The organism is Shinella sp. HZN7, from assembly GCF_001652565.1.
Classification (GTDB): Bacteria; Pseudomonadota; Alphaproteobacteria; order Rhizobiales; family Rhizobiaceae; genus Shinella; species Shinella granuli.
The window spans coordinates 280577-302237 of record NZ_CP015738.1 but is presented as its reverse complement, the minus strand read 5'-3'; the positions used below and the strand labels follow the sequence as shown (position 1 = coordinate 302237).

General features: G+C 69.4%; 19 protein-coding genes and 1 pseudogene. 17 read left to right on the top strand and 3 right to left on the bottom strand.

Going from position 1 to position 21661, the window contains the following annotated elements:
• The first annotated feature begins 12 nt into the window (after window positions 1–12).
• The 7 genes from shn_RS26595 (at window position 13) to shn_RS26565 (ending at window position 8326) form a co-directional block, all read left to right on the top strand.
• The gene (locus shn_RS26595) at window positions 13–813 is read left to right on the top strand and encodes an inositol monophosphatase family protein (protein ID WP_064333537.1); all 801 of its coding nucleotides are present in this window, start codon (window positions 13–15) and stop codon (window positions 811–813) included.
• Window positions 814–1035: 222 nt separating this feature from the next.
• Complete coding sequence (locus shn_RS26590; protein ID WP_064333536.1) at window positions 1036–2862, top strand: iron ABC transporter permease; 1827 nt, start codon at window positions 1036–1038, stop codon at window positions 2860–2862.
• A complete protein-coding gene (locus tag shn_RS26585) occupies window positions 2862–3983 on the top strand; it encodes an ABC transporter ATP-binding protein (protein ID WP_064333535.1) in 1122 nt (373 codons plus the stop codon). The genes shn_RS26590 and shn_RS26585 overlap by 1 nt, the downstream gene beginning before the upstream one ends.
• Before the next feature lie 72 nt (window positions 3984–4055).
• Window positions 4056–5162: an ABC transporter substrate-binding protein gene (locus shn_RS26580; protein WP_064333534.1), complete on the top strand. Its 1107-nt coding sequence runs from the start codon at window positions 4056–4058 to the stop codon at window positions 5160–5162.
• A gap of 94 nt (window positions 5163–5256) precedes the next feature.
• Complete coding sequence (locus shn_RS26575; protein ID WP_064333533.1) at window positions 5257–6102, top strand: inositol monophosphatase family protein; 846 nt, start codon at window positions 5257–5259, stop codon at window positions 6100–6102.
• Window positions 6099–6740, top strand: coding sequence for a dual specificity protein phosphatase (locus tag shn_RS26570; protein ID WP_064333532.1), 642 nt, complete (start codon window positions 6099–6101; stop codon window positions 6738–6740). Before shn_RS26575 ends, shn_RS26570 begins: the two co-directional genes overlap by 4 nt.
• Window positions 6737–8326: a metallophosphoesterase gene (locus shn_RS26565; RefSeq protein WP_064333531.1), complete on the top strand. Its 1590-nt coding sequence runs from the start codon at window positions 6737–6739 to the stop codon at window positions 8324–8326. Before shn_RS26570 ends, shn_RS26565 begins: the two co-directional genes overlap by 4 nt.
• 97 nt (window positions 8327–8423) lie before the next feature.
• On the opposite strand, the gene shn_RS26560 is transcribed toward shn_RS26565, so the two are convergent.
• The gene (locus shn_RS26560) at window positions 8424–9470 is read right to left on the bottom strand and encodes a substrate-binding domain-containing protein (RefSeq protein ID WP_064333530.1); all 1047 of its coding nucleotides are present in this window, start codon (window positions 9468–9470) and stop codon (window positions 8424–8426) included.
• A 191-nt stretch (window positions 9471–9661) separates the two neighbouring features.
• On the opposite strand from shn_RS26560, the gene shn_RS26555 reads away from it, so the two are divergent.
• From shn_RS26555 to shn_RS26545, 3 genes are read left to right on the top strand one after another with little or no spacing between them, the layout of a single operon-like run.
• Window positions 9662–10495 (top strand): N-formylglutamate amidohydrolase, encoded by an 834-nt coding sequence (locus shn_RS26555; protein WP_064333529.1) that lies wholly within the window; start codon window positions 9662–9664, stop codon window positions 10493–10495.
• Window positions 10492–12345, top strand: coding sequence for a flavohemoglobin expression-modulating QEGLA motif protein (locus tag shn_RS26550; protein WP_064333528.1), 1854 nt, complete (start codon window positions 10492–10494; stop codon window positions 12343–12345). The genes shn_RS26555 and shn_RS26550 overlap by 4 nt, the downstream gene beginning before the upstream one ends.
• 11 nt (window positions 12346–12356) lie before the next feature.
• Entirely contained in the window at window positions 12357–13406 is a 1050-nt protein-coding gene (locus shn_RS26545) for a glutathione synthetase (protein WP_064333527.1), read from the top strand.
• Between the two features lie 19 nt (window positions 13407–13425).
• On the opposite strand, the gene shn_RS26540 is transcribed toward shn_RS26545, so the two are convergent.
• A complete protein-coding gene (locus shn_RS26540) occupies window positions 13426–13641 on the bottom strand; it encodes a hypothetical protein (protein WP_064333526.1) in 216 nt (71 codons plus the stop codon).
• On the bottom strand, window positions 13638–14141 hold the full coding sequence (locus tag shn_RS36005) for a hypothetical protein (protein ID WP_145926068.1): 504 nt from the start codon (window positions 14139–14141) through the stop codon (window positions 13638–13640). Before shn_RS36005 ends, shn_RS26540 begins: the two co-directional genes overlap by 4 nt.
• Between shn_RS36005 and shn_RS26530 the strand changes: the two genes are divergently transcribed.
• The 7 genes and pseudogenes from shn_RS26530 to shn_RS26505 all read left to right on the top strand — a co-directional run bounded on the left by shn_RS26530 (window position 14131) and on the right by shn_RS26505 (window position 21306).
• The gene (locus shn_RS26530; RefSeq protein WP_064333524.1) at window positions 14131–14583 is read left to right on the top strand and encodes a TetR family transcriptional regulator C-terminal domain-containing protein; all 453 of its coding nucleotides are present in this window, start codon (window positions 14131–14133) and stop codon (window positions 14581–14583) included. The genes shn_RS36005 and shn_RS26530 overlap by 11 nt on opposite strands.
• Before the next feature lie 173 nt (window positions 14584–14756).
• Complete coding sequence (locus shn_RS26525) at window positions 14757–16367, top strand: ABC transporter substrate-binding protein (protein ID WP_064333523.1); 1611 nt, start codon at window positions 14757–14759, stop codon at window positions 16365–16367.
• Window positions 16368–16801: 434 nt separating this feature from the next.
• On the top strand, window positions 16802–17719 hold the full coding sequence (locus tag shn_RS26520; protein WP_145926076.1) for an ABC transporter permease: 918 nt from the start codon (window positions 16802–16804) through the stop codon (window positions 17717–17719).
• A pseudogene (locus shn_RS26515) lies at window positions 17716–18522 on the top strand (ABC transporter permease); the annotation flags it as partial. The gene shn_RS26520 and the pseudogene shn_RS26515, both read left to right, overlap by 4 nt.
• A gap of 126 nt (window positions 18523–18648) precedes the next feature.
• Window positions 18649–19425, top strand: coding sequence for an ABC transporter ATP-binding protein (locus shn_RS35250; protein ID WP_084438572.1), 777 nt, complete (start codon window positions 18649–18651; stop codon window positions 19423–19425).
• Complete coding sequence (locus shn_RS26510) at window positions 19422–20219, top strand: ABC transporter ATP-binding protein (protein ID WP_064333521.1); 798 nt, start codon at window positions 19422–19424, stop codon at window positions 20217–20219. Before shn_RS35250 ends, shn_RS26510 begins: the two co-directional genes overlap by 4 nt.
• A complete protein-coding gene (locus shn_RS26505) occupies window positions 20209–21306 on the top strand; it encodes an alanine--glyoxylate aminotransferase family protein (protein WP_064333520.1) in 1098 nt (365 codons plus the stop codon). The genes shn_RS26510 and shn_RS26505 overlap by 11 nt, the downstream gene beginning before the upstream one ends.
• Window positions 21307–21661 lie beyond the last annotated feature (355 nt).

Sequence of the window (21661 nt, the reverse complement as noted above, 5' to 3'; positions counted from 1 at the left end):
AGGAAGAACAGCATGACGTCGCAAGAGACGGACCTCGACAGGCGCTTCGTCCTCGCCAAGGCCATCGCCCAGGAGGCGGGGGCCATGGCGCTCGATTATTTCAACCGCCGCGACAGCCTGGTGATCGAGACCAAGCGCGACCCGCAGGACGTCGTCTCCATCGCCGACCGCACCGTGGAGAAGCTGATCCGCGAGCGGGTCGAGGCGACGTTTCCCGGGGACGGCTTCCTCGGCGAGGAGTTCGGCCATACCGCGGACAGCTCCGGCTATACCTGGGTCGTCGATCCCATCGACGGCACCGCGCCCTTCGTCAGCGGCATGCCGAACTGGTGCGTCTCGATCGCCGTGCTGCACGACAATGAGCCCGTCATCGGCGTCATCGGCGCACCCTGCCACAACGAGCTCTATGCCGCCGCCGCCGGCAGGGGCGCCAAGCTCAACGGCAGGGTCCTGACGCTCGACCCCACCCGCAACGTGCGCAACGCCATGACCGGCATCGGCGCCAACAGCCATGTGGCGCCGGAAGTCATGGCCGACATCATCAGCCGGCTGCTCCAGGCCGGCGGCACCTTCATCCGCAACGGCTCGGGCGCGCTGATGCTCGCCTATGTCGCGGCCGGCCGGCTCGTCGGCTACTACGAGCCCTACATGCACGCCTGGGATTGCCTTGCCGGCTATTGCCTCGTGAAGGAGGCCGGCGGCTGGCATCACCCCTTCCCGGTGGAGGGCGAACGGCTGACCAGGGGGGCACCGGTCGCCGCCGCCGGCCCGGGCGCCCGCGCCGACCTCGAAAGGCTGGCCGGGCTTGCCTAGCCGGCCGGTTTTGCGCGCCGATGCACGGCTGTGCAATATTGTGTTGACAAGTGCCGACCCTCAATGATTGACTGCACCCACTGACCGGCCGGGATGGGAGGAAACATTCCCGGTTTGGTCGAATTCGGTGCGGTGGCCGGCGGAAGCCGGCAGGGGAGGAAACATTGCACGGCTTTGCGAAGACTGCTGGAAAAACGTGCCGCAACGCACAAGGCGGGCTCCATGGCCACGTCTGATGCGACTGTAGCGCCAGCGCCCGTTGGCGGCGCGCGCTGGCGTTACAGATTGCGGCTGGCGCTGCGCGAGCCGACGACGGTGATCGCCGTTCTGATGGCGGCGCTGTTTGCCTATCTCATCGTGGTGCCGATCCTGTCGATCCTTTCGGACGCGGCCACCGTGCAGTTCGGCGACGAGCGGCGCACGGCGGGCGAAACGGGCAGCGTCACCACCTACTATCTCTACCGCGCCTTCGCCTCGCCCGTCGCGCACGATCTCTTCTGGGAGCCGCTTCTAAACACGCTGAAGGTGGCCTTCGGCGCCATCGCCATCTCGCTGTCGGTCGGCGGCGTGCTCGCCTGGCTGATCGCGCGCACCGACATGTTCGGCCGCCGCTGGTTCGCCACCGCCCTCATCGTGCCTTACATGCTGCCGGCCTGGACCTTCGCGCTCGCCTGGACAACGCTGTTCAAGAACCGCACCGTCGGCGGCCAGCCGGGCTGGTTCGAGGCGATCGGACTGTCGCCACCCGATTGGCTCGCCTATGGCCAGGTGCCGATCACCATCATCCTCGCGCTGCACTATACCCCTTTCGTCATCCTGCTGTTCGGCTCGGCGCTGCGCCGCTTCGACAGCCAGCTGGAGGACAGCGCCCGCATTCTCGGCGCGCCGGGCCGGGTGGTCGCGCTGCAGATCATCCTGCCGCTGATGCGCCCCGCGCTGCTGTCGGCCGTGTTGCTCATCTTCGCCAAATGCCTCGGCGAGTTCGGCGTGCCCTATGTGCTCGGCCTGCCGGTGAAGTTCGACGTGCTGGCGACCTCGCTCTACCGTTCCATCGGTTCGCGCCAGACCGGCGTTGCGGGTGTGCTCGCCGGCGCCATCATGCTGATCGGCGTTCTGGCCATCATGATCGATGCGCATCTGGCCCGCGAGGCGCGCCGCTTCGTCACCGTCGGCTCCAAGGGCGCGATGAACCGGCTGTCGCGGCTGAAATCCTGGCGCTGGCCGGCCAGCGGCTTTGCCGCCGCCGTCTTCATCGTCTCCGTCGGCATGCCGCTCCTGACGCTGGCGCTCTCGACGGTCATGCACCAGCCCGGCAGCTTCGCCCTGTCGAACTTCACGCTCGATTACTGGATCGGCCGGGACCTGCCGACGGTCGCCATGCGCACCGGCATCCTGCTCAGCCCCGATCTCTGGCAGGCGGCGCTGAACACGATCTGGATCGTCGGCATCGCCTCGGTCTGCTCGGGCATCCTCGGCGTGCTCACCGGCTATGTCGTGGTGCGCACCACCATCCGGCCGCTGGCGATCTTCCTGCGGCAGGTCACCTTCATGCCCTATCTGGTGCCCGGCATCGCCTTCGCAGCCGCCTATCTCTCGCTCTTCGCCGTGCAGCGCGGGCCGATCCCCGGCCTCTACGGCACGACGCTGATCCTCATCCTCGCCCTGATGGCGGACCAGATGCCCTATGCGTCCCGCGCCGGCATCTCGGCCATGATGCAGCTCGGCAAGGACCCGGAGGAGGCGGCGCAGATCGTCGGCGCCGGCTGGTTCCGCCGCATGACGTCGATCGTCATCCCGATCCAGAAGGGCTCGCTCGTCACCGGCATCCTCCTGCCCTTCATCTCGGGCATCAAGGGGCTCAGCCTCTTCGTCATCCTCGCCGTGCCCGCCACGGACGTGCTGACGACCTTCTCGCTGCGCCTCGTCGACTACAACTACACCCAGGCCGCCAATGCCGTGGTGCTGATCATCGCCGGCCTTGCCTATGGCGGCACGGTGCTCGCCCAGCGGATCACCCGCACCAACCTTGCCGAGGGACTTGGAAACTGATGCCCGATATCGTTCTCAGCAATGTGCAGAAATCCTACGGCGCTGGCTCGCCCAACGCGGTGAGCGACCTCGACCTTCACATCCGCGACGGCGAGTTCATGTGCCTGCTCGGCCCCTCCGGCTGCGGCAAGACGACGACGCTGCGCATGATCGCGGGGCTGGAGAACCTGACGGACGGCGAGATCGGCGTCGGCGAGAAGATCGTCGACAGTCCGGCGCGCGGCGCCTTCATCGGCCCGGAAAAGCGCGGCATGGGCCTCGTCTTCCAGTCCTATGCGCTCTGGCCGCACCTCACCATCGAGCGCAACACGGACTTTGGCTTGCGCCTGCGCAAGGTGCCGAAGGCCGAGCGCGAGGCGCGCGTGACCGAGGTCATGAAGGCGCTGGACATCGAGAAGTACCGGCACCGTTACCCCTCGCAGCTCTCCGGCGGCCAGCAGCAGCGCGTGGCGCTCGCCCGCATGCTGGCGGTCAATCCCGGCGTGCTGCTGCTCGACGAGCCGCTGTCCAACCTCGACGCGCGCCTGAGGCTCGAAATGCGCGCCGAGCTGAAGCGCATCCATGCCGCCTTCGGCACCACCATCGTCTTCGTCACGCACGACCAGTGGGAGGCGATGACGCTCGCCACCTCCATCGCCGTCATGAACGAGGGCCGGCTGCAGCAGCTCGGCACGCCCAACGACATCTACGACCGGCCGGCGAACCGCTTCGTTGCCGAATTCGTCGGCAGTCCGCCGATCAACATTCTCGAAACCGCGACCGGCCATGCGCTGGATCGCGCCGCATCGCATTGGCTCGCCGGTCGGCTCGGCGAGAGCGCGGGGGTCGGCTCGGTGGGCTTCCGGCCCGAGGCCCTGCAGATCGCGCGCTCGGAGGCTGCCGTTCCCGGCGACAGCTTCCGCCATGCGGCCGAGGTCACCGGCATCCTGCCGACCGGCGGCAGCTGGATCATCGAACTGAAGGTCGACGGCCGCGCCCTCTTCGCCACCACCACCGAATGCCCGGTGCTGAAGGGCGGCGAACGGGTCTTCGTCCATGCCCGGCCGACGGCCATGCACGTCTTCGACGCGGCGGGCCTGAGGCTCGCCGGCGCGGACGACACGCTGGCGCGCGCCGCCTGAACCGAAACGGAAACTGAAACCCGCGCCATCCGATGGGAAGAGACGGATGGGGCGAAGCTGGAGGAGGAAAACATGCGGAAATACGGTTTACTGGCAGGCGCCGCGCTGGCGCTATGCATGGCCGGCGGGGCGCTGGCGGAGGATTTCAACCTCGACGCCCTCATCGAGGCGGCGAAGAAGGAGCCGCCGCTGTCGGTCTATGACAGCACCGGCAAGATCGTCGACATGGTCGAGGCGTTCAACGCCAAATACGGGCTGAAGGCGGAGGGCTCGAAATCCAAGGCCACCGCGCAGCTCGAAACGATCATCCGCGAATCCCAGTCGGGCAACATCCAGACGGACGTGTCCTTCATCTCCGACCCCTCGGCGGTGGTCGGCCAGCTGATGCCCGCCGGCTTCGTGGAGAACTGGGTGCCGCCGGATCTGGCCAAGGACATCTCGCCCGAGGCGCACAACCCGCTGCTCGTCGTGTCGAGCCCGAACTTCCTCGCCTACAACACCAAGCTCTACGACAAATGCCCGATCACCAATATCTGGCAGCTCACCGAGGCGGAGTGGAAGGGCAAGGTCGCCCTGCAGGACCCGCTCGGCAAGCCGTCCTACACCGACTGGTTCAACCAGATGCGCAGCCGCATCGACGACAAGATCGCCGCCGCCTACGAGAAGCAGTACGGCAAAAAGCTGGAAACCGACCTCGGCAGCGCGACCGAGGCCTTCGTCGCGGCGCTTGCCGCCAACGGCCCGCTGCTGACGGATTCCGATTCCGCCGCCGGCGAGGCCGTCGCCGCGCCCGGCCAGAGCGAGCCCTTCGTCGGCCTCGTCGCCTCGGCCAAGTTCCGCGACAATGCGGGCAAGGGCTTCTCGCTCGGCCTGTGCGCCGGGGTGGATCCGATCATCGGCTTCTCCAACCCGACGGTCGGTGTCATCGTCAAGGGCTCGGACAGCCCGAACACGGCAAAGCTCTTCGTCCACTATGCCATGACGGCCGAGGGCATCGCGCCGCAGGCCGAGGACGGCAAGCTGTCCAGCAACCGCACGGTCGGCCTGCCGGACGACGAGCCGTCGGGCATCGGCAAGCATCTCGATGCCCTGCTGAACTACGACCCGGCGACGGGCCTGGAAGACTGGGACAGCCGGCAGGACTGGCAGGATTTCTGGCGCGTCCACTACAAGCGCTGAGCGAAAGACGGGCGGGCCGTTCCCCGGCCCGCCTGCCGCCCTTGCGGCGGCAACGATGAGATGAAAAACGAACAAGGCAGGAAAGACAAGGCACATGAGCATTGACGAGGGGGCGATCGACCGCCGGGAGGCCTTCCTGCACGCGCTTGTCCGCGAGGCGGCGGAGCTTGCCCGCGCCGGCTTTGCCCGGCAGACGGGGCAGGCGGTCAGCATGAAGGGCCCGCAGGACTATCTCACCGAGACGGACGGGCAGGTGGAAGACCATCTGCGCGCCCGGATTTCTAAAACTTTCCCCGAGGACGGTTTCCTCGGCGAGGAGGGCGGCGGGGAGCCGGGCGGGCAGGCCTGGGTGGTCGATCCCATCGACGGCACGGCCAATTTCGCCCGGGCGATCCCGCATTTCTGCGTCGCCATCGCCTTCATCGCCAGGGGCGAGGTGCAGCTCGGCGCCATCGTCAACCCGGTGCTGGACGAGGTCTATTTCGCCCGCCTCGGCCGCGGGGCGCGCCGCAACGGCACGCCGATCCGTGTTTCCGCCACGAGCGACATCGCCGCCACCTCCTTCGAGATGGGCTGGTCGAACCGCCGGCCGCTCGCCCGCTATATCGGCGCGCTCAACGCGCTGTTCGAGGCGGGCAGCAATGTCAGGCGCGGGGCCTGCGGGGCGCTGGGGCTCGCCTATGTTGCGGACGGGCGCAGCGACGGCTATGCGGAACTGCACATGAATTCCTGGGATTGCCTTGCCGGCCTCCTCCTCGTGCGCGAGGCGGGCGGGGTGACGGGGCCGTTCCTGTCGCTCGGCGGGCTGACCGCCGGCGCGGCGGTGCTGGCCGCCGCGCCCGGCGTCGCCGCCATCCTGTCGGAGGCGACGGGCATTCCCCTTCTGACCGGGCCGGACCTGCTGGCCGCGGCGGAAGAAGCGCATCGGAGAACCGCATGACCGACAAACCCACCCGCCACTACGACCGCCCGCCGATCAGCCGCGTCTACGAAAACCTGCCGGGCTTCGGCGTCGATCTCTTCGTCGGCGGCCGCGAGGGGGCGTCGGACGTGCCGCTGCTGCGCGAGAACGGCATTTCCACCGTGCTCAACTGCGCGGTCAATCTCGACTTCAACTATGTCGCGGCGCCCGACGAGGTCTCGCATGACAGCCGCGTCGGCTACGGACCGGCGCCCATCCGCTATTACAAGCTCGGCATCGTCGACGGCCCCGGCAATCCCGACACGATGTTCCTTGCGGGCTACTACCAGCTCCTCGGCGCGCTGCAGCAGGTCCTGCCGGAAAAGCCGAGCTACCCGATGCGCGAGCGTGGCAACGTGCTGGTCAACTGCCGGGCGGGGCGCTCGCGCTCGGTGATCCTCGCCGCACTGCTGCTGCACCTGCAGATCCCCAGCGAATTCCCGACGCTTGCCGCCGCGGTCGACCATGTGCGGGTGAAGCGCGAGCTGCGCCCGGACGAATGGCACGAGACGCCGAAGCCCATGCTGGTCGCCGCCGCCGAGAGTGCCGCCGGCTGGGTGCGCCTCGTCGAGGCCGATCGCGTCCGCACCGCCGCGCCCGCAAGGGCCACCGCATGATCCGCATCGCCGTCATCGCCGATCCGCATGTGCATGACTGCGCCTGGATACCTGATGGTTCCGGCCTGCCCGGCGCCATCCGCAGCTTCACTGAAACCGCCGCCTCGACGCGTGTCTTCAACGAGAGCATCCCCGCCTTCCGCGCGGCGCTGGACCGCGTCGCCGAGGCCGGCGCAAGGATCGTGCTCCTCGTCGGCGACCTCACCGACGACGGCCAGCGGCCGAACATCCGCGCCGCGCTCGCCCTTGTTGAGGAGTACCGCCAGCGCCACGGCATCCGCGTGCTGATGACCCCCGGCAACCACGATTTCTACGCCCTTGCCGGCCGGCCGCAGGACAAGAGCTTCCTGATGGCCGACGGCACGCCGCTGCTCCTCAGAAGCGCCGATTGCCCGGAGGCGGCGACGCTCGGCACGGCGGAGGCGCTCGCCATGCTCTCCGGCCTCGGCTTCATGCCCGAGGCCGGCGATCTCCACTGGGAAAGCCCCTTCGGCACCGATCCGGCCTGGCAGGCCCGCAGCTACGAGGCGGTGAGCCCGGACGGCGGCACGCGCTGCCGGATGATCGATTCCTCCTATCTCGTCGAGCCTGTCAAAGGCCTCTGGGTGCTCGCCATCGACGCCAATGTCTGCGTGCCGCGCGACGGGGCGGGCGATCTTGCCGATCCCGCTGAGTTCCACGATCCGACCGATGGCGGCTGGCGGGCCGTGCTCGCGCATCGTGCCCATCTCTTTTCCTGGATGGCGGATGTGGCGGCGCGGGCGAAGGCCAGGGGCAAGCGGCTCCTCGCCTTCTCGCACTATCCGGCGCTCGATCCGCTCGGCGGCGTGTCGAGCGAGGAGGTCGCACTGTTCGGCCCCACCGGCCTTGCCCGCCGCGCGCCGACGGCCGCGGTGGCCGATGCCTTTGCCGCGACCGGCGTCCCCCTGCATTTCTCCGGCCATCTCCATGTCAACGACACGGCGCGGCACGAAACGGGCGCGGGGCGCTTCGTCAATATCGCGGTTCCCTCGCCGGTCGGCTACGGCCCGGGCCTGAAGATCGTCGATCTCTACGCCGATCGCAGCGAGATCCGCACGCTCTGCCTCCGGCAGGTGCCCGGCCACGACGCGGCCTTTGCGGCCTATCGCACCGAGGCGGCGCGGGAAGGGGCGGAAGAGCCCGCCGCGAGCTCAGCGCCCGACCACGGCACCTTCCTCAGCCGTCATCTCGTCAATCTCGTGCACGGGCGTTACCTCGCGCGCGAATGGCCGCGCGACATGGTGGAGTTCGTGCGCACGGCGACGGTCGCCGACCTTCTCGAAGCGCTCGGGCTCGACCGCACCAGCGCGCCGGGCTTCGGCCTCAACGAGCTCGTCGAGGACTGGTATCGGCTGCGCAAGGCGGGCGAGCTCAGCCATGCGGACATCGCGCCCGACCGGCTGGCCTTCTACCGCGACCTTTGCGCAAAGGCGCCGCATATCGAGGGCGACGGCCTGCCGGCCCGCTTTTCCACGCTGCTGCGCATGATGCGCGCCTATCTCGACCGCCCGCCGAACCGGGATTTCTCCCTCAGCCTGCCCGACCTCGTCGTCCGGGCGCTTTAGAGTTTGTCAGGGAAAAGTGGGAACCGGTTTTCCCGAAGAGACAAACGAAAACAAAGAAACCTGGAATCTGTCAGGTTCGGAATGAACCTGACAGATTCTAGGGCCGCACGCTCTTGCGCCAGGCGACCTGCGTCGGCAGGCGCTTGGGCGGGGCGGGGTCGGCCTCGTCCTTCTCGATGATGGCGACGATATGGTCGGCGATCTCGCCGATCGGCTGGCGGAAGGTGGTGAGGTTGTAGCCGATCCAGCCGGCCTGCGGGATGTCGTCGAAGCCGACGACGCAGAGCGTTTCGGGGATGTCGAGGCGGAATTCCAGCCGCGCCACGTCCATGAAGCCGAGCGCCAGGAGGTCGGTGACGCAGAACACGCCGTCCGGCCGGCTGGAGGCGCCGAGCAGCTGGCGGGCGCCTTCCGCGCCGGTCGCATAGCTGGTCGGCCCGGCACGGCTGACCTGCGCTTCGAGGCCGAGCTCGGCGGCAGCGGCGACGAAGGATTGCTCGCGCGTCACGATGCTCGGCGTGCCCGCCGTCGAGCTGACCACGGCCAGGCGCCGGCAGCCGGCCCGGTGCAGCATGAGGCAGGCCTCGCGCGCCGCGCTCTCATTGTCCACCAGCACGATCTCCGGCCCCTCGATCGGGTCGTCGCGGTTGATGAGGATGACGCGCTGGCCGTTCTCGATGCAGGTCTCGATCAGCGAGACGGGCGGCGCGCCGGACACCACCACCGTGGCGTCGGCGCGGTAGTTCAGCGTCTGGCGCAGCGCCGCCTCGACATTGTCCGGCTGGCCGGCCGTGTTCAGCACCATCACCACCTTGCCGATCGCCTGCAGCTTGCGCGTGGTGACCTCCACCACATTGGAATGGAAGGGCGCCTGCAGCTCCGCCACGATCATGCAGACGATGCCGGACCGGTGGTGGATCAGCCCGCGCGCCAGGTGGTTGACGTGATAGCCGAGCTTTTCCGCCGCCGCGAGCACCTTGGCGCGCGTCGCCGGCGAAACGCTGGCCCCGTCGGTGAAGGTGCGCGAGACGGCCGAGCGCGAGACGCCCGCGAGCTCGGCCACGCGAATGGCGCTGACCGAGGCCTTTTTCGGCCTGGACCTGGATGTCGTCACGTCTTCCTGCCTCCGGATGCGTTTGTGCATACTTGCGCATATTCTTCGCGCTGTGCAAAGCCGCAGCGTGATGAATTTCCCCGGAAAAGCGTGAAATCGCGGGATCGCACCGCCTTTCCCGCCATCGGTCTTGCGCGGGTTTTCGCACGGCTGTGCAAGGCGCACTGTATCGACCTGGCGCAGGCAAGGGAACTCGAAATCGTCTTTCGCGTTATGGCTGCATGACGGACCTGATCGACAGTGATGAACGGCGGGAAGGGGCGCTCTGGAGCGTTGCACGCGGCCAGTCGCCGGTCATCGGCACCGCCATTCACGACGGCCACCTGCTGCGCAGCGACCTTGCGGCACGCATGAAGCTCGACGCTGCCGGCCGGCTGCGCGAGGAGGACCCTTTCACCGCCGCCTTCATCACGGATATCGGCAACCGGATCGTCGTCCATCGCTCACGCTTCGAGGTGGACCTGAACCGGCCGCGCGACGGCGCCGTCTATCTGCGCCCGGAACAGGCCTGGGGCCTCGACATCTGGGCCGAACCGCCCGGCCACGAAGTGCTGGAGACGCTGCTTGCCCAGCACGACGGCTACTATGCCATGCTGAAGACCCTGCTTGCGGACATGGCGCGTGCCCATGGCCGCTTCGTCCTCCTCGACATGCACAGCTACAACCATCGCCGGGCCGGCCCCGACGGGCCGCCGACCGCGCAGGCGGAGGCGCCGGACATCAATATCGGCACCTTCTCCATGGACAGGGCGTTCTGGGCGCCGGTGGTCGATGCCTTCATGGCCTGCCTGCGGGCGCAGCCTTTCCCCGGGCGGCAACTCGATGTCCGGGAAAACGTCGCCTTTGCCGGCAAGGGCGAGCAGACGCGCTTCGTGCACCAGCATTTCCCCGGCCGCGGCTGCGCCATCGCCGTGGAGTTCAAGAAGATCTTCATGGACGAATGGACGGGCGCGCCGGACCGGGAGGCGATCGCCGCCTTTCGCGCCGCCATCCGCGCCAGCCTGCCGGTGCTCGAAGGCGCTCTCCGGGCCATGCCCGGCGGGGACGGGCCATGAGCGGGCGTGCCCGCAAGGCGGTGGACCCGCTCGCTGCCGTCACCGAGGCACTGGAGCGCGGCCTTCCCGTCCGCCTCGACCTGCCGCGCCGCGGCCGGCTCCACCTCGATCGCCCGCTGCCGTTTCTCGCCGTGCATGTGAACCGGCGCTCGGCTCCTGCGGCCCGCGCAGCCACCATGGCCAATGCTGCCTATCTCCTGGCCGGCAACCTCTCCGACGCCGCGGCCATCGTGCGCCTCGTCGGCGAACGGATGCGCGAGGAATTCGGCGCCTTTCTCGTGCTCGATTTCGGTGAGCTCGCGCGCGACCAGCTCGCCGCGGACACGCCCTATCTCGCGCCCTTCGAGATCAGCGTCTCGGCCTCGCCCGATGCGGCGGCGGAGCGCGCGCAGTCGGCCTTCGTCGGGGCGGTGGAGAAGATCGACGGCCGCTACCGCGCGCCGCGCATCGCGCGGCCGACGCTTGCCGAGGATCCCCATGCGGGCCTTGCCCGGCGCCTGCCGGATATCCCGACGCTCACCGTGCGCGTCGCGCCGATCTACCGGGTGCCGACCTCGCGCGCCGTCTATCCGGAACTGCAGGGCCGGCTGGTCGCCCGGCTGGTCGATGCCGGGCTGCGGGCCGCCGGCCAGTTCGCCCGCAGCGAGACGGCGCTGGCGCCCGCCACCCACCGGGCGCTCGGCCGTCGCGTCTTCGTCGAGGCGGTGGCGCGCGCCGACCGCGCCATGGACGACATCGCCGCCAGCTTCGATTTCCTGCTCGCGGTGACGCCGATCAATGCCGACGCGGCCTTCGAAGCCTTCCGCGCGGCCGGCTGCGAGCGCGCGCCGACCTTTCTCTACCGCCCGCTCGCCATCGACATCGCCGCGCGCAAGAAGGCGCTGTTCTCCATTGCCCTCGACCGGTTCGAGGATCCGGTGCTGGAGCGGCTCTACGGCGAGAAGCAGCAGGAACTGGACCTCCAGCTTTCCATGCTCGCCGCCCGCGAGGATGCCCGCTTCGTCGAGATGAGCCGGGCGCTCTACGGCTCCGTCGACGGCCGGCTGGCGAAGGCGGCGAGCGACATTCTGGAGGCGACCGCCAAGCCCGGTCGCAAGGCAGCCCCGCAAGAGGTGGACCATCGCTATGTCGAGCGGCGGGCGCGGGCGATGATCGATCGCTACAGCGCGCAGTTCTCCGCCTTCGCGCCGAGCGTCGAGGTGCGCAACGACCTTCCGCCGGGGCTGATGGTGTCGAGCGACCGGCTGCTGATCGCCCGCACCACGACGATGGCGCGCGAGCGGGTCGAGGCGCTGCTGAGCCACGAGGTCGGCGTGCATCTCTTGACCTATTGCAACGGCTCCGGCCACGGGCTGCGGCTCTTCCGCTCCGGCCTTGCAGGCTACGAGGGGGCGCAGGAGGGGCTGGCGGTGCTGGCGGAATATCTCGTCGGCGGCATGACGACGGCCCGCCTCCGGCTGATCGCCGCGAGGGTGGTCGCCTGCGCCGCCATGCTGGGCGGGGCGGGTTTCGTGGAGACCTACCGGCTGCTGGCGCGCGAGCATGGCTTTACCTCGCCCGCCGCCTTCAACATCGCGCTTCGCCTCCACCGCGGCGGCGGCCTTGCCAAGGATGCGGTCTATCTGCGCGGCCTCCTGGAAATCCTCGCGCATCTGCGCGGCGGCGGCGATCTCGAACCGTTCTGGCTCGGCAAGATCGCGGCCCGCCATTTCGCCGTCATGCAGGAGCTCAGCCTGCGCGGCCTGCTCAAGGCGCCCCGCCTGACACCGCAATTCATGACCGCCAAGGGCGCGGACGAGCGCCTTGCCCGGCTGCGTGCCGGTCTTTCACCCCTCGATCTCATCGCCTGAGGAGGTTCTCCATGCGCATCGCTTTCTTCGTCAACTCGATTGCCGACGAAACCCCGCAGTTCACCACGACGACGCTGGCGCTCGCCGCGCTCAACCGCGGCCACGAGATCTGCTACGTCACGCCGGGCGATTTCGTGCTGCGCGCGGATGACAGCCTTGCCGTGCGCGGCCTGGTGCTGCCCTCCTCGGGCTACAAGAAGCCGGAGACGCTGCACAAGGACCTGCAGGGCGAGAACACCGAAACGCGCATCTTCGACGTCGCGGAGATCGACGTCCTGTTCCTGCGCAACGACCCCTCGCTCGACGTGACGGACCGGCCCTGGGCGGCCCATGCCGGGGCGCTGTTCGGGCGGCTTGCGGCGCTGCGCGGCACCCTGGTCGTCAACGATCCGGCCGGCCTCGCCAAGGCGCAGAACAAGCTCTACCTGCAGGATTTCCCGCCCTCCGTGCGCCCGGCCACGCTGGTCTCCAAGAGCATCGAGGAAATCCGCGGCTTCATCGCCGGGCAGAAGAAGAAGGGGGCGATCATCAAGCCGCTGCAGGGCTCGGGCGGCAAGAACGTCTTCAAGGTCGCCTCGGCCGACGACCAGAACCTCAACCAGATCTTCGAGGCGGTCAGCGGCGAGGGCTATCTCATCGCCCAGAGCTTCATGCCGGAGGCGAGCGAGGGCGACGTGCGCTTCTTCGTGATGAACGGCCGGCCGCTGATGCGCGACGGCAAATACGCCGCCTTCCGCCGCGTGCCGGCCAAGGGCGAGATCCGCTCCAACGTGCATGTCGGCGGCGGGCCGGCGCCGGTGGAGGTGACACCCGCCATGCTCGCCGTCGTCGAGGCGGTGCGCCCGAAGCTCGTCGAGGACGGCATGTTCCTCGTCGGCCTCGACATCGTCGGCGACAAGATCCTGGAGATCAACGTCTTCACCCCGGGCGGGCTCGGCAATCTGGCGCAGCTCTACGAGACCAACTTCTCCGACACGGTCATCGCCGCGCTGGAGGAGAAGATCGCCATGCGCGCGGCCTATGGCGGCCGGCTGGACAACAGCCGGCTCGCCACGCTGTGAGCGGCATGCCCCTTACGTTTCAGCGCCGGGTGGCGATGCCGGCGGTGAGGATGCCGAGCAGCGTCAGGAGCGCGACGCCGAGCACGACATAGCGCGCCGCATCGACCGCCACGTCCCCGCCGGCCGCCATCAGCGTGCCGGCAAGCGCCGAGGTGACGGAGAAGGCGATGAGCTGGGTCGTGGTGATCGCGGCCGTCGCCTTGCCGCCCTCGGCCGGGTCATGCGTGCTGCTCATGGCGGCAACGCCGAGCAGGGGTCAGGCAAGGCCGATGCCCGAGCAGGCCGCCGACCAGCGGGCCGACGCCGGCGAGCTGCTGGCTGAAGAGCGGGATAAAGGTCTCCACCATGACGCCGGCGCTGAGCGCGGCGATGGTGAGATAGCCCCATTTCAGCGCATTGCCGCGCCGGTAGGTGATACGCGGCAGGAATGGTGTTGTGCGCGCGCCGCTCGACGAGCACGAAGAGGACGAGGAGCGCGAGGCCGGCGCCGACGGTCGCCAGCGTCGACCAGCCGATCGGCACGATGGCGCTGAGGCTGATGGCGATAGTGGCAAGCACCAGCGGCACGAGCGAGGCGACGGGCACGGGCGTACGGTGCGGCGAACCGCCCATGCCGGCAAAGGCGCGCTGCGCGAGAAGGGCGAAGAGCAGGGCGACGATGGCCGAGACGACGAAGGACGTCGTCACCCAGGCATAATAGGTCTGGCCGCCGATATCGGCGACGATGGAGGCCATCGTCGAGCAGATGGCCGACGAGTACCTCGCGCGCCTGCACGGCGTCTTCGGCCGGCAGCAGGAGACGAGCGATGCCGCAACCATGCTGCTTTCGGAGATCTGGAGCATGGAGAGCTGGGAGGACACCGCCCACTGCCGCATCCTGTTCGAGCTTCTGGCGGAGGCGGGGCGCAACGAGCGGGTCCGCGCCATCCTCGCCCGCAACACCGATGGCGTGCGCGCGCTCCTGTCGCAGGCGCTGAAGGCCGGCCAAGCGCGCGGCGAGGTGGACCCGGCGCTCGACCCCGAGCACGCCGGCGCCATGCTGATCGCCATCGTCGACGCCGCCCCCATGCTGCCGCTGATGGTGCCCGGCATCCGCTTCGACGAGAGCCGGGCGCTGATCACCACCATGCCGCCGATGGGCAGGATGCGGCCTCAGGCAGGCGTCTTCCTGACGTAGCGGCAGGCGGCGTGGCGGCTCGATCGCCCGCCATTCGCAACGGGTATGCGGCCGCGGAATGTCACCCGGACAAGATTTTGTTGTCGCCGGCGGCAAGAGGAGAATTTCCTGCCTATGTTAACCGGCGAATCGCCGCCAATATCGGCAGCAAACGCTGACCGCAGGAGACACAGATGCTGATCGCGAATCCCACCCGGCGCTCGTTCTTGCAGGCCGGCGCCGCCCTTCTCGCTTCGACCGCGCTGCCGGCCATCGCCCTTGCCGAGAGCGCCCCCGCCGGCGGCCGGCTGGTGGTGGCGGCCGATTCCGAGCCGAAGAACCTCAATCCCGCGATCGTCGCCTCCAACGGCGTGTTTTTCGTCGCCAGCAAGGTTATCGAGCCGCTGGCCGAGGCCGCCTTTACGGGCGAGGACGGGCTGTCGCCGCGCCTTGCCACAAGCTGGGAAGGATCGGACGACGGCCTTTCCGTCACCTTCCGCCTGCGCGAGGGCGTGACCTGGCACGACGGCACGCCCTTCACCTCCGCCGATGTCGCCTTTTCGGCGCTCGAAGTCTGGAAACCGCTGCAGAATCTCGGCCGCATCGTCTTCGCCCATCTCGAGGCCGTCGAAACGCCGGATGCCGCCACCGCCATCTTCCGCTTTTCCAAGCCGACGCCGCTCCAGCTCATCCGCAACGCCCTGCCGGTCGTCAGCAGCGTCATCCCGAAGCATCTCTACGAGGGTACGGATATCGCGACGAACCCGGCGAACACCCAGCTCGTCGGCACCGGCCCCTTCCGCTTCGCCGAATACAGGCCGGGCGAATATTACCGCCTGACGCGCAACGAGGCCTATTGGGACAAGGACCAGCCGAAGCTCGACGAGATCATCTTCCGCGTGCTGCCGGACCGCGCCGGGGCGGGCGCGGCGCTGGAGGCGGAGGAGATCCAGCTCGCCGCCTTCTCCGCCGTGCCGCTCGCCGATCTCGACCGCATCTCCAAGGTGCCGGGCCTTGCGGTCGTCACCAGGGGCTACGAGGCGCTGACCTACCAGCTCGTCGTGGAGATCAACCATCGCCGCAAGGAGCTCGCCGACCTCAAGGTGCGCCAGGCGATCGCCCATGCCATCGACAAGACCTTCGTCGTCGACACCATCTTCCTCGGCTATGCCGAAGCCTCCACCGGCCCGGTGCCGAAGAACGCGCCGCAATTCTACGAGGCCGACGTGCCGGCCTATGCCTTCGATGTCGCCAAGGCCAATGCCCTGCTCGACGAGGCCGGCTATGCGAAGGATGCGAACGGCACGCGCTTCACGCTGAAGCTGCGGCCCGCGCCCTATTTCAACGAAACCCGCCAGTTCGGCGACTATCTCCGCCAGGCGCTCGCCGCCATCGGCATCGATGCGGAACTGGTGAACGCGGATTCGGCCGCCCACCAGAAGGCCGTCTATACCGATCACGATTTCGACCTCGCCGTCGCCCCGCCGGTCTTCCGCGGCGACCCGGCGATCTCCACGACCATCCTCGTGCAGTCGGGCATTCCGGCCGGCGTCGGCTTCTCCAACCAGGGCGGCTATGCCAATGCCGAGCTCGACGCCGTCATCGCAAAGGCGGCCGAGACGATCGACACGGCGGCCCGCACCGCGCTCTACCGCCAGTTCCAGACGCTGGTCGCCGCCGACCTGCCGCTGATCAACGTCGCCGAATGGGGCTTCATCACGGTGGCGCGCGACAGCGTGCTCAACGTCGCCAGCAACCCGCGCTGGGCGGTGTCGAACTGGGCCGATACCGCGCTCAAGACGTGACGGCGGGGCCATGACGGGCGCTTTCGTGGATCCCCTTTCCGGCCAGCCGGCCACCTCTCCGGCAAGGCAGGGTGGCCGCATATGAACGGTGGAGTTCGCTACCCCCCTCTGCCCTGCCGGGCATCTCCCCCTCAGGGGGGGAGATTGAATGGAGCACCGTTTCGCCCCTCTCCGGCGTTGCCGGTTGAACGAGGGGCTCACCTCTTGCCGATCTCCCCCCTTGAGGGGGAGATGCCCGGCAGGGCAGAGGGGGGTGCCTTCACCATAGGCGATACCCTCGCCTCGGGCCGGAGACCGCCGGCAAGCCGCAGGGCATTATCGCGCTTGCTCCACCCCACGCCCGCACCCCAGCGGCAAGCGCCGTGACCCGCCCCCTCCGCCTCACCGCACGCCGGGCGATCAGCAGCATTCCCGTGCTGCTGATCGTCGTCGTCATGACCTTCCTGCTCCTGGAAACGGCGGCGGGCGATGCGGTCGATGCCTACCTGCTCTCCATCGGCGGCGGGGATGCGGCGATCGCCGGGGCGCTGCGGCAGGCCTACGGGCTCGACCAGTGCATGGCGGCGCGGCTGTGGCTCTATCTCTCCGCGCTCGCCCGGCTCGATCTCGGCTGGTCCGTCGCCTTCGACCGGCCGGTTCTCGGGCTGATCATCGAGCGCCTGCCGAACACGCTGCTCCTGATGGGAAGCGCCACCGTGCTCGCCTTCGCCTTCGGCTCCACGCTCGGCATCCTCGCCGGCGCGCGGCCGGGCAGCCTGCGCGACCGGCTGCTCTCCACCCTCTCGCTGGTCGTCTATGCCATACCGGGCTTCTGGCTCGGCCTGGTGCTCGCCATCGTCTTTGCCGTGCAACTGCGCTGGCTGCCCACCTCGGGCATCGAGACGATCGCCTCGGGCCGCACGGGCCTTTCCCGCGCCGCCGACATCGCGGCCCATCTCGTCCTGCCCGTCGGCACGCTGGCGCTCATCTATACCGCGCTGTTCCTGCGCGTCATGCGCGCCGGCATGGCCGGCATCTGGCGGCTGGATTTCGTGCTCTTCGCCCGCGCCAAGGGGCTTTCACGCGCCCGCATCGTCCTGCGCCATGTGGCGCGCAATGCGCTCCTGCCGCTTATCACCATGCTCGGCCTGCAGGCGGCCGCCATGCTTGGCGGCAGCGTCGTCATCGAGAGCATCTTCGCCATTCCCGGCTTCGGGCGCCTGGCGCAGGAGGCGGTGAGCGGGCGCGATGCGGCGCTGCTCTGCGGCATCATCGTCGTGAGCGCCGTGCTGGTCATCCTCGTCAATCTGCTCGTCGACATCGTCTATGCCGCGCTCGATCCGCGCGTCGGCACCGCGGAGCGCGGCGCATGAAGCTTGTCCGCGACATGCTGCGCCGGCCGGAGGGGGCGACCGGCCTTGCCATCCTCGTCCTGCTCGCGCTTCTCGCGCTGCTGGCGCCTGTCCTCTTCCCCGGCGATCCGCTGAGGATCGCCGGCCGGGCGCTGACGGCGCCCTTCACCGATCCCGCCTTTCCGCTCGGCACCGACCGGCTCGGCCGCGACGTCCTGGCCGGCATCGTGCACGGTGCGCGCACCTCGCTCTTCGTCGGCCTCGCCGCGGCGCTGGCGGCGCTGGCGATCGGCCTTTCGGTGGGGCTTGCGGCGGGCTTTGCCGGAGGGATTGCCGACGAGGCGCTGATGCGCGTGGTCGATGCCTTCCAGATCGTGCCGAGCTTCCTGCTGGCGCTCGCCTTCGTCAGCGTCGTCGGCGCCTCGGTGCCGGTCGTCGTGCTGGCCATCGCGCTCGGCGCCTGGGCCGATCCCGCGCGGCTCACCCGTGCCGAGGTGCTGTCCGTGCGCGGGCGGGACTATGTCGCCGCCGCGCGTATTGCCGGCATGCATCCGGTGGAGATCGCCCTGCGGGAAATCCTGCCCAACGTGCTGCCCACGGTGCTGGCGCTCTCGGCCATCATCGTCGCCACCGCCATCCTGACGGAAGCGGCGCTCTCCTTCCTCGGCCTCGGCGATCCCAATGTCGTCACCTGGGGTTCGATGATCGCCGAGGGGCGAAACGTCCTGCGCTCCTCGCCCTTCCTGTCGATCTTCCCCGGCCTCGCTTTGGTCGCGACCGTGGTCGGCGTCTATCTGCTCAGCGAGGGGCTGACCAATGCGCTTGCGGGGGAAGCGAGTGTCGAAAGGAAGAAATCACGGCGCGCCGGCAAGTACCCCCCTCTGCCCTGCCGGGCAGAGGGGGGTGCCGGCGCTGGCGACAATCCCCCTGCCGAACAGGGGGAGGAGGGCATGCTCTGCCGGACGAAAAACCTCTCCGTCACCTATCGCGGCCAGGAGACACCGGCCCTGACGAACCTCGACCTTGCGATCCACGCCGGCGAGCGGCTGGCGATCATCGGCGAGAGCGGCTCGGGCAAGAGCACCCTCGCGCGGGCGCTGGCCGGGCTCCTGCCCGAAGGGGCCGAGGTGGAGGGCACGGTGCGCTGGGCGGCGGGCGCCGCACCGCTTCCCGGCCGCGACCTCGGCTTCGTGCTGCAGGACCCCTCCGCCAGCCTCAACCCGGTGCTGACAATCGGCGAGCAGGTGGCCGAAGGCGCGCGCCGGCATCTCGGCCTCTTCTGGCCGGAGGCCCGCGCCCGCGCGCTCGACATGCTGGAGCGGGTGCGCCTTCCCGAGCCGGAAAAGCTGCTCGCCGCCTATCCGCACCAGCTCTCCGGCGGCCAGCGCCAGCGCGTGGCGATCGCCGCCGCGCTCGCCGCCCGTCCGGGCCTCGTCATCGCCGACGAGCCGACCAGCGCCCTCGACATGGTGGTGCAGGCGGAGATTGTCGCGCTGCTCGACGAACTGGTGCGCGCGGCGGGCATGACGCTCGTCTTCATCACCCACGACATCGCGCTGGCCGCCGGCTTTGCCGACCGGGTGGCGATCTTCAAGGACGGGGCGCTCGTCGAAACCGGCCCGGCGGCGGCTGTACTGGCCGCACCGCGCGAAACATATACGAAGATGCTGGTCGCCAGCCATCGCGACCTCGCCTCCCCACCGCTGGTCGGGGAGATCGGTGCATGAGCCTTCTCGTCGCGCAAGATCTTGGCAAGCGCTTTTCCTCCGGCGGCCGCACCGTGGAGGCGCTGCGCGATGTCTCGCTCAGCTTAGCGGCGGGGGAGACGCTCGGCCTTGCCGGCGCTTCGGGCAGTGGAAAATCCACGCTGGCGCGCATCCTCACCCGGCTCATGCCGGCCGATGGCGGCAGCGTGCGCTTCGCCGGCGAGGACTGGCTCGCCCTTTCGGGCGCGGACCTGCGCCGCCGCCGCGCCCGCATGCAGATGGTGTTCCAGGACGTTTCCGGCGCCTTCAATCCGCGCGCCACTGTCGCCGACGCGCTCGACGATCCCCTGCGCATCCACGCCGTGGTGCCGAAGGGCGAGCGCGCGCGCGAGATCGCGGCCCTGCTCGATCGGGTCGGCGTGCCCGCCGCCTATGCCGGCCGCGCGGTCCGCGACCTTTCCGGCGGCCAGCGCCAGCGCGTCGCTATCGCCCGCGCCATCGCCACGCGCCCGGCGCTGATCGTGCTCGACGAGGCGGTCTCGGCGCTCGACGTCTCGGTGCGCGAACGCATCCTGCACCTGCTCGCCACGCTGCAGGAAGAGCGCGGCATCGCCTATCTCTTCGTCTCGCATGACCTTGCCGTGCTGCGCGCGCTCTCCCACCGCATCGCCGTGATGGAGGCCGGGCGCATCGTCGAATGCGGGCCGGCGGGCCGCGTCATCGCCGATCCGCAATCGCCCGCCGCCCGCGCCCTCATCCGCGCCGTGCCGCGCCTCCTATCCCAGGAAAGCAAGGAAAGCCCCGATGGCCGCTGACCGCTGGAATGCCCTGAACGATGTCCCCGATTTCCCGCCCGACCGCCTCGGCCCGCTCGCCGACCGGCTCGCCCGCATCCTGAAGACCCGCAACGACATCCTCCTCTTCCAGACGGAGGCCGTCGTGGCGCTGGAGGCGGTGGCGACCAGCATCGCCCGGCCGGGGCTGACGGCGCTCAACATCGTCACCAGCCCGTTCGGCGCCTGGTTCGGCGACTGGCTGCGGCGCGGCGGCGCGGATGTCGTCACGCTCTCGGCCAAACCCGCCCGGCCCATCGACATCGAAAGCGTGGAGGCGGTCTTCGATGCCCATCCCGAAGTGAAGGCCGTCATCCTCTGCCATGCCGAATCGGCGAACGGCGTGCTCAACCCGCTGGCGGAGATTGCCGCCGCGGCCCGTGCACGCGGCATCGTGACGATCGTCGATGCGGTCGCCTCGGTGGGCGGGCATGCGCTCGACGTCGATGCGCTCGGCATCGATATCGCGGTGATCGGCCCGCAAAAATCACTTGCCGGGCCGGCCGGCGTCTCGGCGCTGTCGGTCAGCCAGGCGGCCTGGGCCCTGATTTCGGCGGCGGGCGGGCGGCGCAGCTCGACGCTTTCCCTGCTCGACCGCCGGGACTGGCTCGACACCGGGCGCGGCGCGCTTCCCGGCACAGCGGCGCCGCTGGAATTCTTCGCCTTGGAGGCCGCGCTCGGCCGCTTCGAGGCGGAGGGGGCGGACGCCGTGCTCGCCCGCCATGTCCGGGCGGCGGCGGCGTCGCGCGACGGCCTCCTGGCGCTCGGCGCCCGTCCCTGGGCGGATTTCGGCCGGGCATCCCATCTCGTCACCACCGCGGCGCTGCCCGAGGCCGTCGATCCCGAGACCTTCCTTGCCGCCGCCGCGCCGCTCGACATGGAACTGTCCGCCGGCATCGGCCCCGGCGCCGCGCGGCTGGTGCGGCTCAACCATACGGGCCGCCGGGCGCGCTTCGATAGCGTGCTCGGCAATGTGCTTGCCTATGGCATCGCCCTGCAGAAGTGCGGCGCCCCGGCGGATCTTGCCGCCGCGGCCGCGGCTGTCGCCGCGCATTACGGCGCGGATTGAAGCCGTTCGAGGAAATCGGGCACCACGCGTGCAACGGACAAAATCGCTGGCGCCCGCAGGGCATCGAATAAGGAGTTGGAAGCGCGCCTCCTGCCCCTTCTCCCCCTTGGGGTGAAGGTCGCGGCAGCGGGATGCGGGGGCGGCGCAGGCGGAAGGCGGCGTGCTTACCCCCTCGTCCGACCCTTCGGGCCACCTTCTCCCCGTGGGGGAGAAGGGGAAAACGGCAATGTTGTGCGCCCTGGCGGCATCGGGGGTAGTGGTGCGCGCCAGACGGGCGACGTGCTCTCGTCGCCATCCGACAAGCCTGCGCAAAAATCGGGCACGCCGCGTCTCAGGCAGAAGCAACGCGGCATTT

Bases quoted from the DNA above. Each gene is read 5' to 3' on its own strand.
- shn_RS26570 (WP_064333532.1), top strand. From the start codon at position 6,099: ATGACCGACAAACCCACCCGCCACTACGACCGCCCGCCGATCAGCCGC.
- shn_RS26550 (WP_064333528.1), top strand. From the start codon at position 10,492: ATGAGCGGGCGTGCCCGCAAGGCGGTGGACCCGCTCGCTGCCGTCACC.
- shn_RS26575 (WP_064333533.1), top strand. From the start codon at position 5,257: ATGAGCATTGACGAGGGGGCGATCGACCGCCGGGAGGCCTTCCTGCAC.
- shn_RS26530 (WP_064333524.1), top strand. From the start codon at position 14,131: ATGGAGGCCATCGTCGAGCAGATGGCCGACGAGTACCTCGCGCGCCTG.
- shn_RS26555 (WP_064333529.1), top strand. From the start codon at position 9,662: ATGACGGACCTGATCGACAGTGATGAACGGCGGGAAGGGGCGCTCTGG.
- shn_RS26590 (WP_064333536.1), top strand. From the start codon at position 1,036: ATGGCCACGTCTGATGCGACTGTAGCGCCAGCGCCCGTTGGCGGCGCG.
- shn_RS26580 (WP_064333534.1), top strand. From the start codon at position 4,056: ATGCGGAAATACGGTTTACTGGCAGGCGCCGCGCTGGCGCTATGCATG.
- shn_RS26510 (WP_064333521.1), top strand. From the start codon at position 19,422: ATGAGCCTTCTCGTCGCGCAAGATCTTGGCAAGCGCTTTTCCTCCGGC.
- shn_RS35250 (WP_084438572.1), top strand. From the start codon at position 18,649: ATGCTCTGCCGGACGAAAAACCTCTCCGTCACCTATCGCGGCCAGGAG.
- shn_RS26540 (WP_064333526.1), bottom strand. From the start codon at position 13,641: ATGAGCAGCACGCATGACCCGGCCGAGGGCGGCAAGGCGACGGCCGCG.
- shn_RS26560 (WP_064333530.1), bottom strand. From the start codon at position 9,470: ATGCACAAACGCATCCGGAGGCAGGAAGACGTGACGACATCCAGGTCC.
- shn_RS26505 (WP_064333520.1), top strand. From the start codon at position 20,209: ATGGCCGCTGACCGCTGGAATGCCCTGAACGATGTCCCCGATTTCCCG.
- shn_RS26585 (WP_064333535.1), top strand. From the start codon at position 2,862: ATGCCCGATATCGTTCTCAGCAATGTGCAGAAATCCTACGGCGCTGGC.
- shn_RS26545 (WP_064333527.1), top strand. From the start codon at position 12,357: ATGCGCATCGCTTTCTTCGTCAACTCGATTGCCGACGAAACCCCGCAG.
- shn_RS26595 (WP_064333537.1), top strand. From the start codon at position 13: ATGACGTCGCAAGAGACGGACCTCGACAGGCGCTTCGTCCTCGCCAAG.
- shn_RS26525 (WP_064333523.1), top strand. From the start codon at position 14,757: ATGCTGATCGCGAATCCCACCCGGCGCTCGTTCTTGCAGGCCGGCGCC.
- shn_RS26565 (WP_064333531.1), top strand. From the start codon at position 6,737: ATGATCCGCATCGCCGTCATCGCCGATCCGCATGTGCATGACTGCGCC.
- shn_RS26520 (WP_145926076.1), top strand. From the start codon at position 16,802: ATGACCTTCCTGCTCCTGGAAACGGCGGCGGGCGATGCGGTCGATGCC.
- shn_RS36005 (WP_145926068.1), bottom strand. From the start codon at position 14,141: ATGGCCTCCATCGTCGCCGATATCGGCGGCCAGACCTATTATGCCTGG.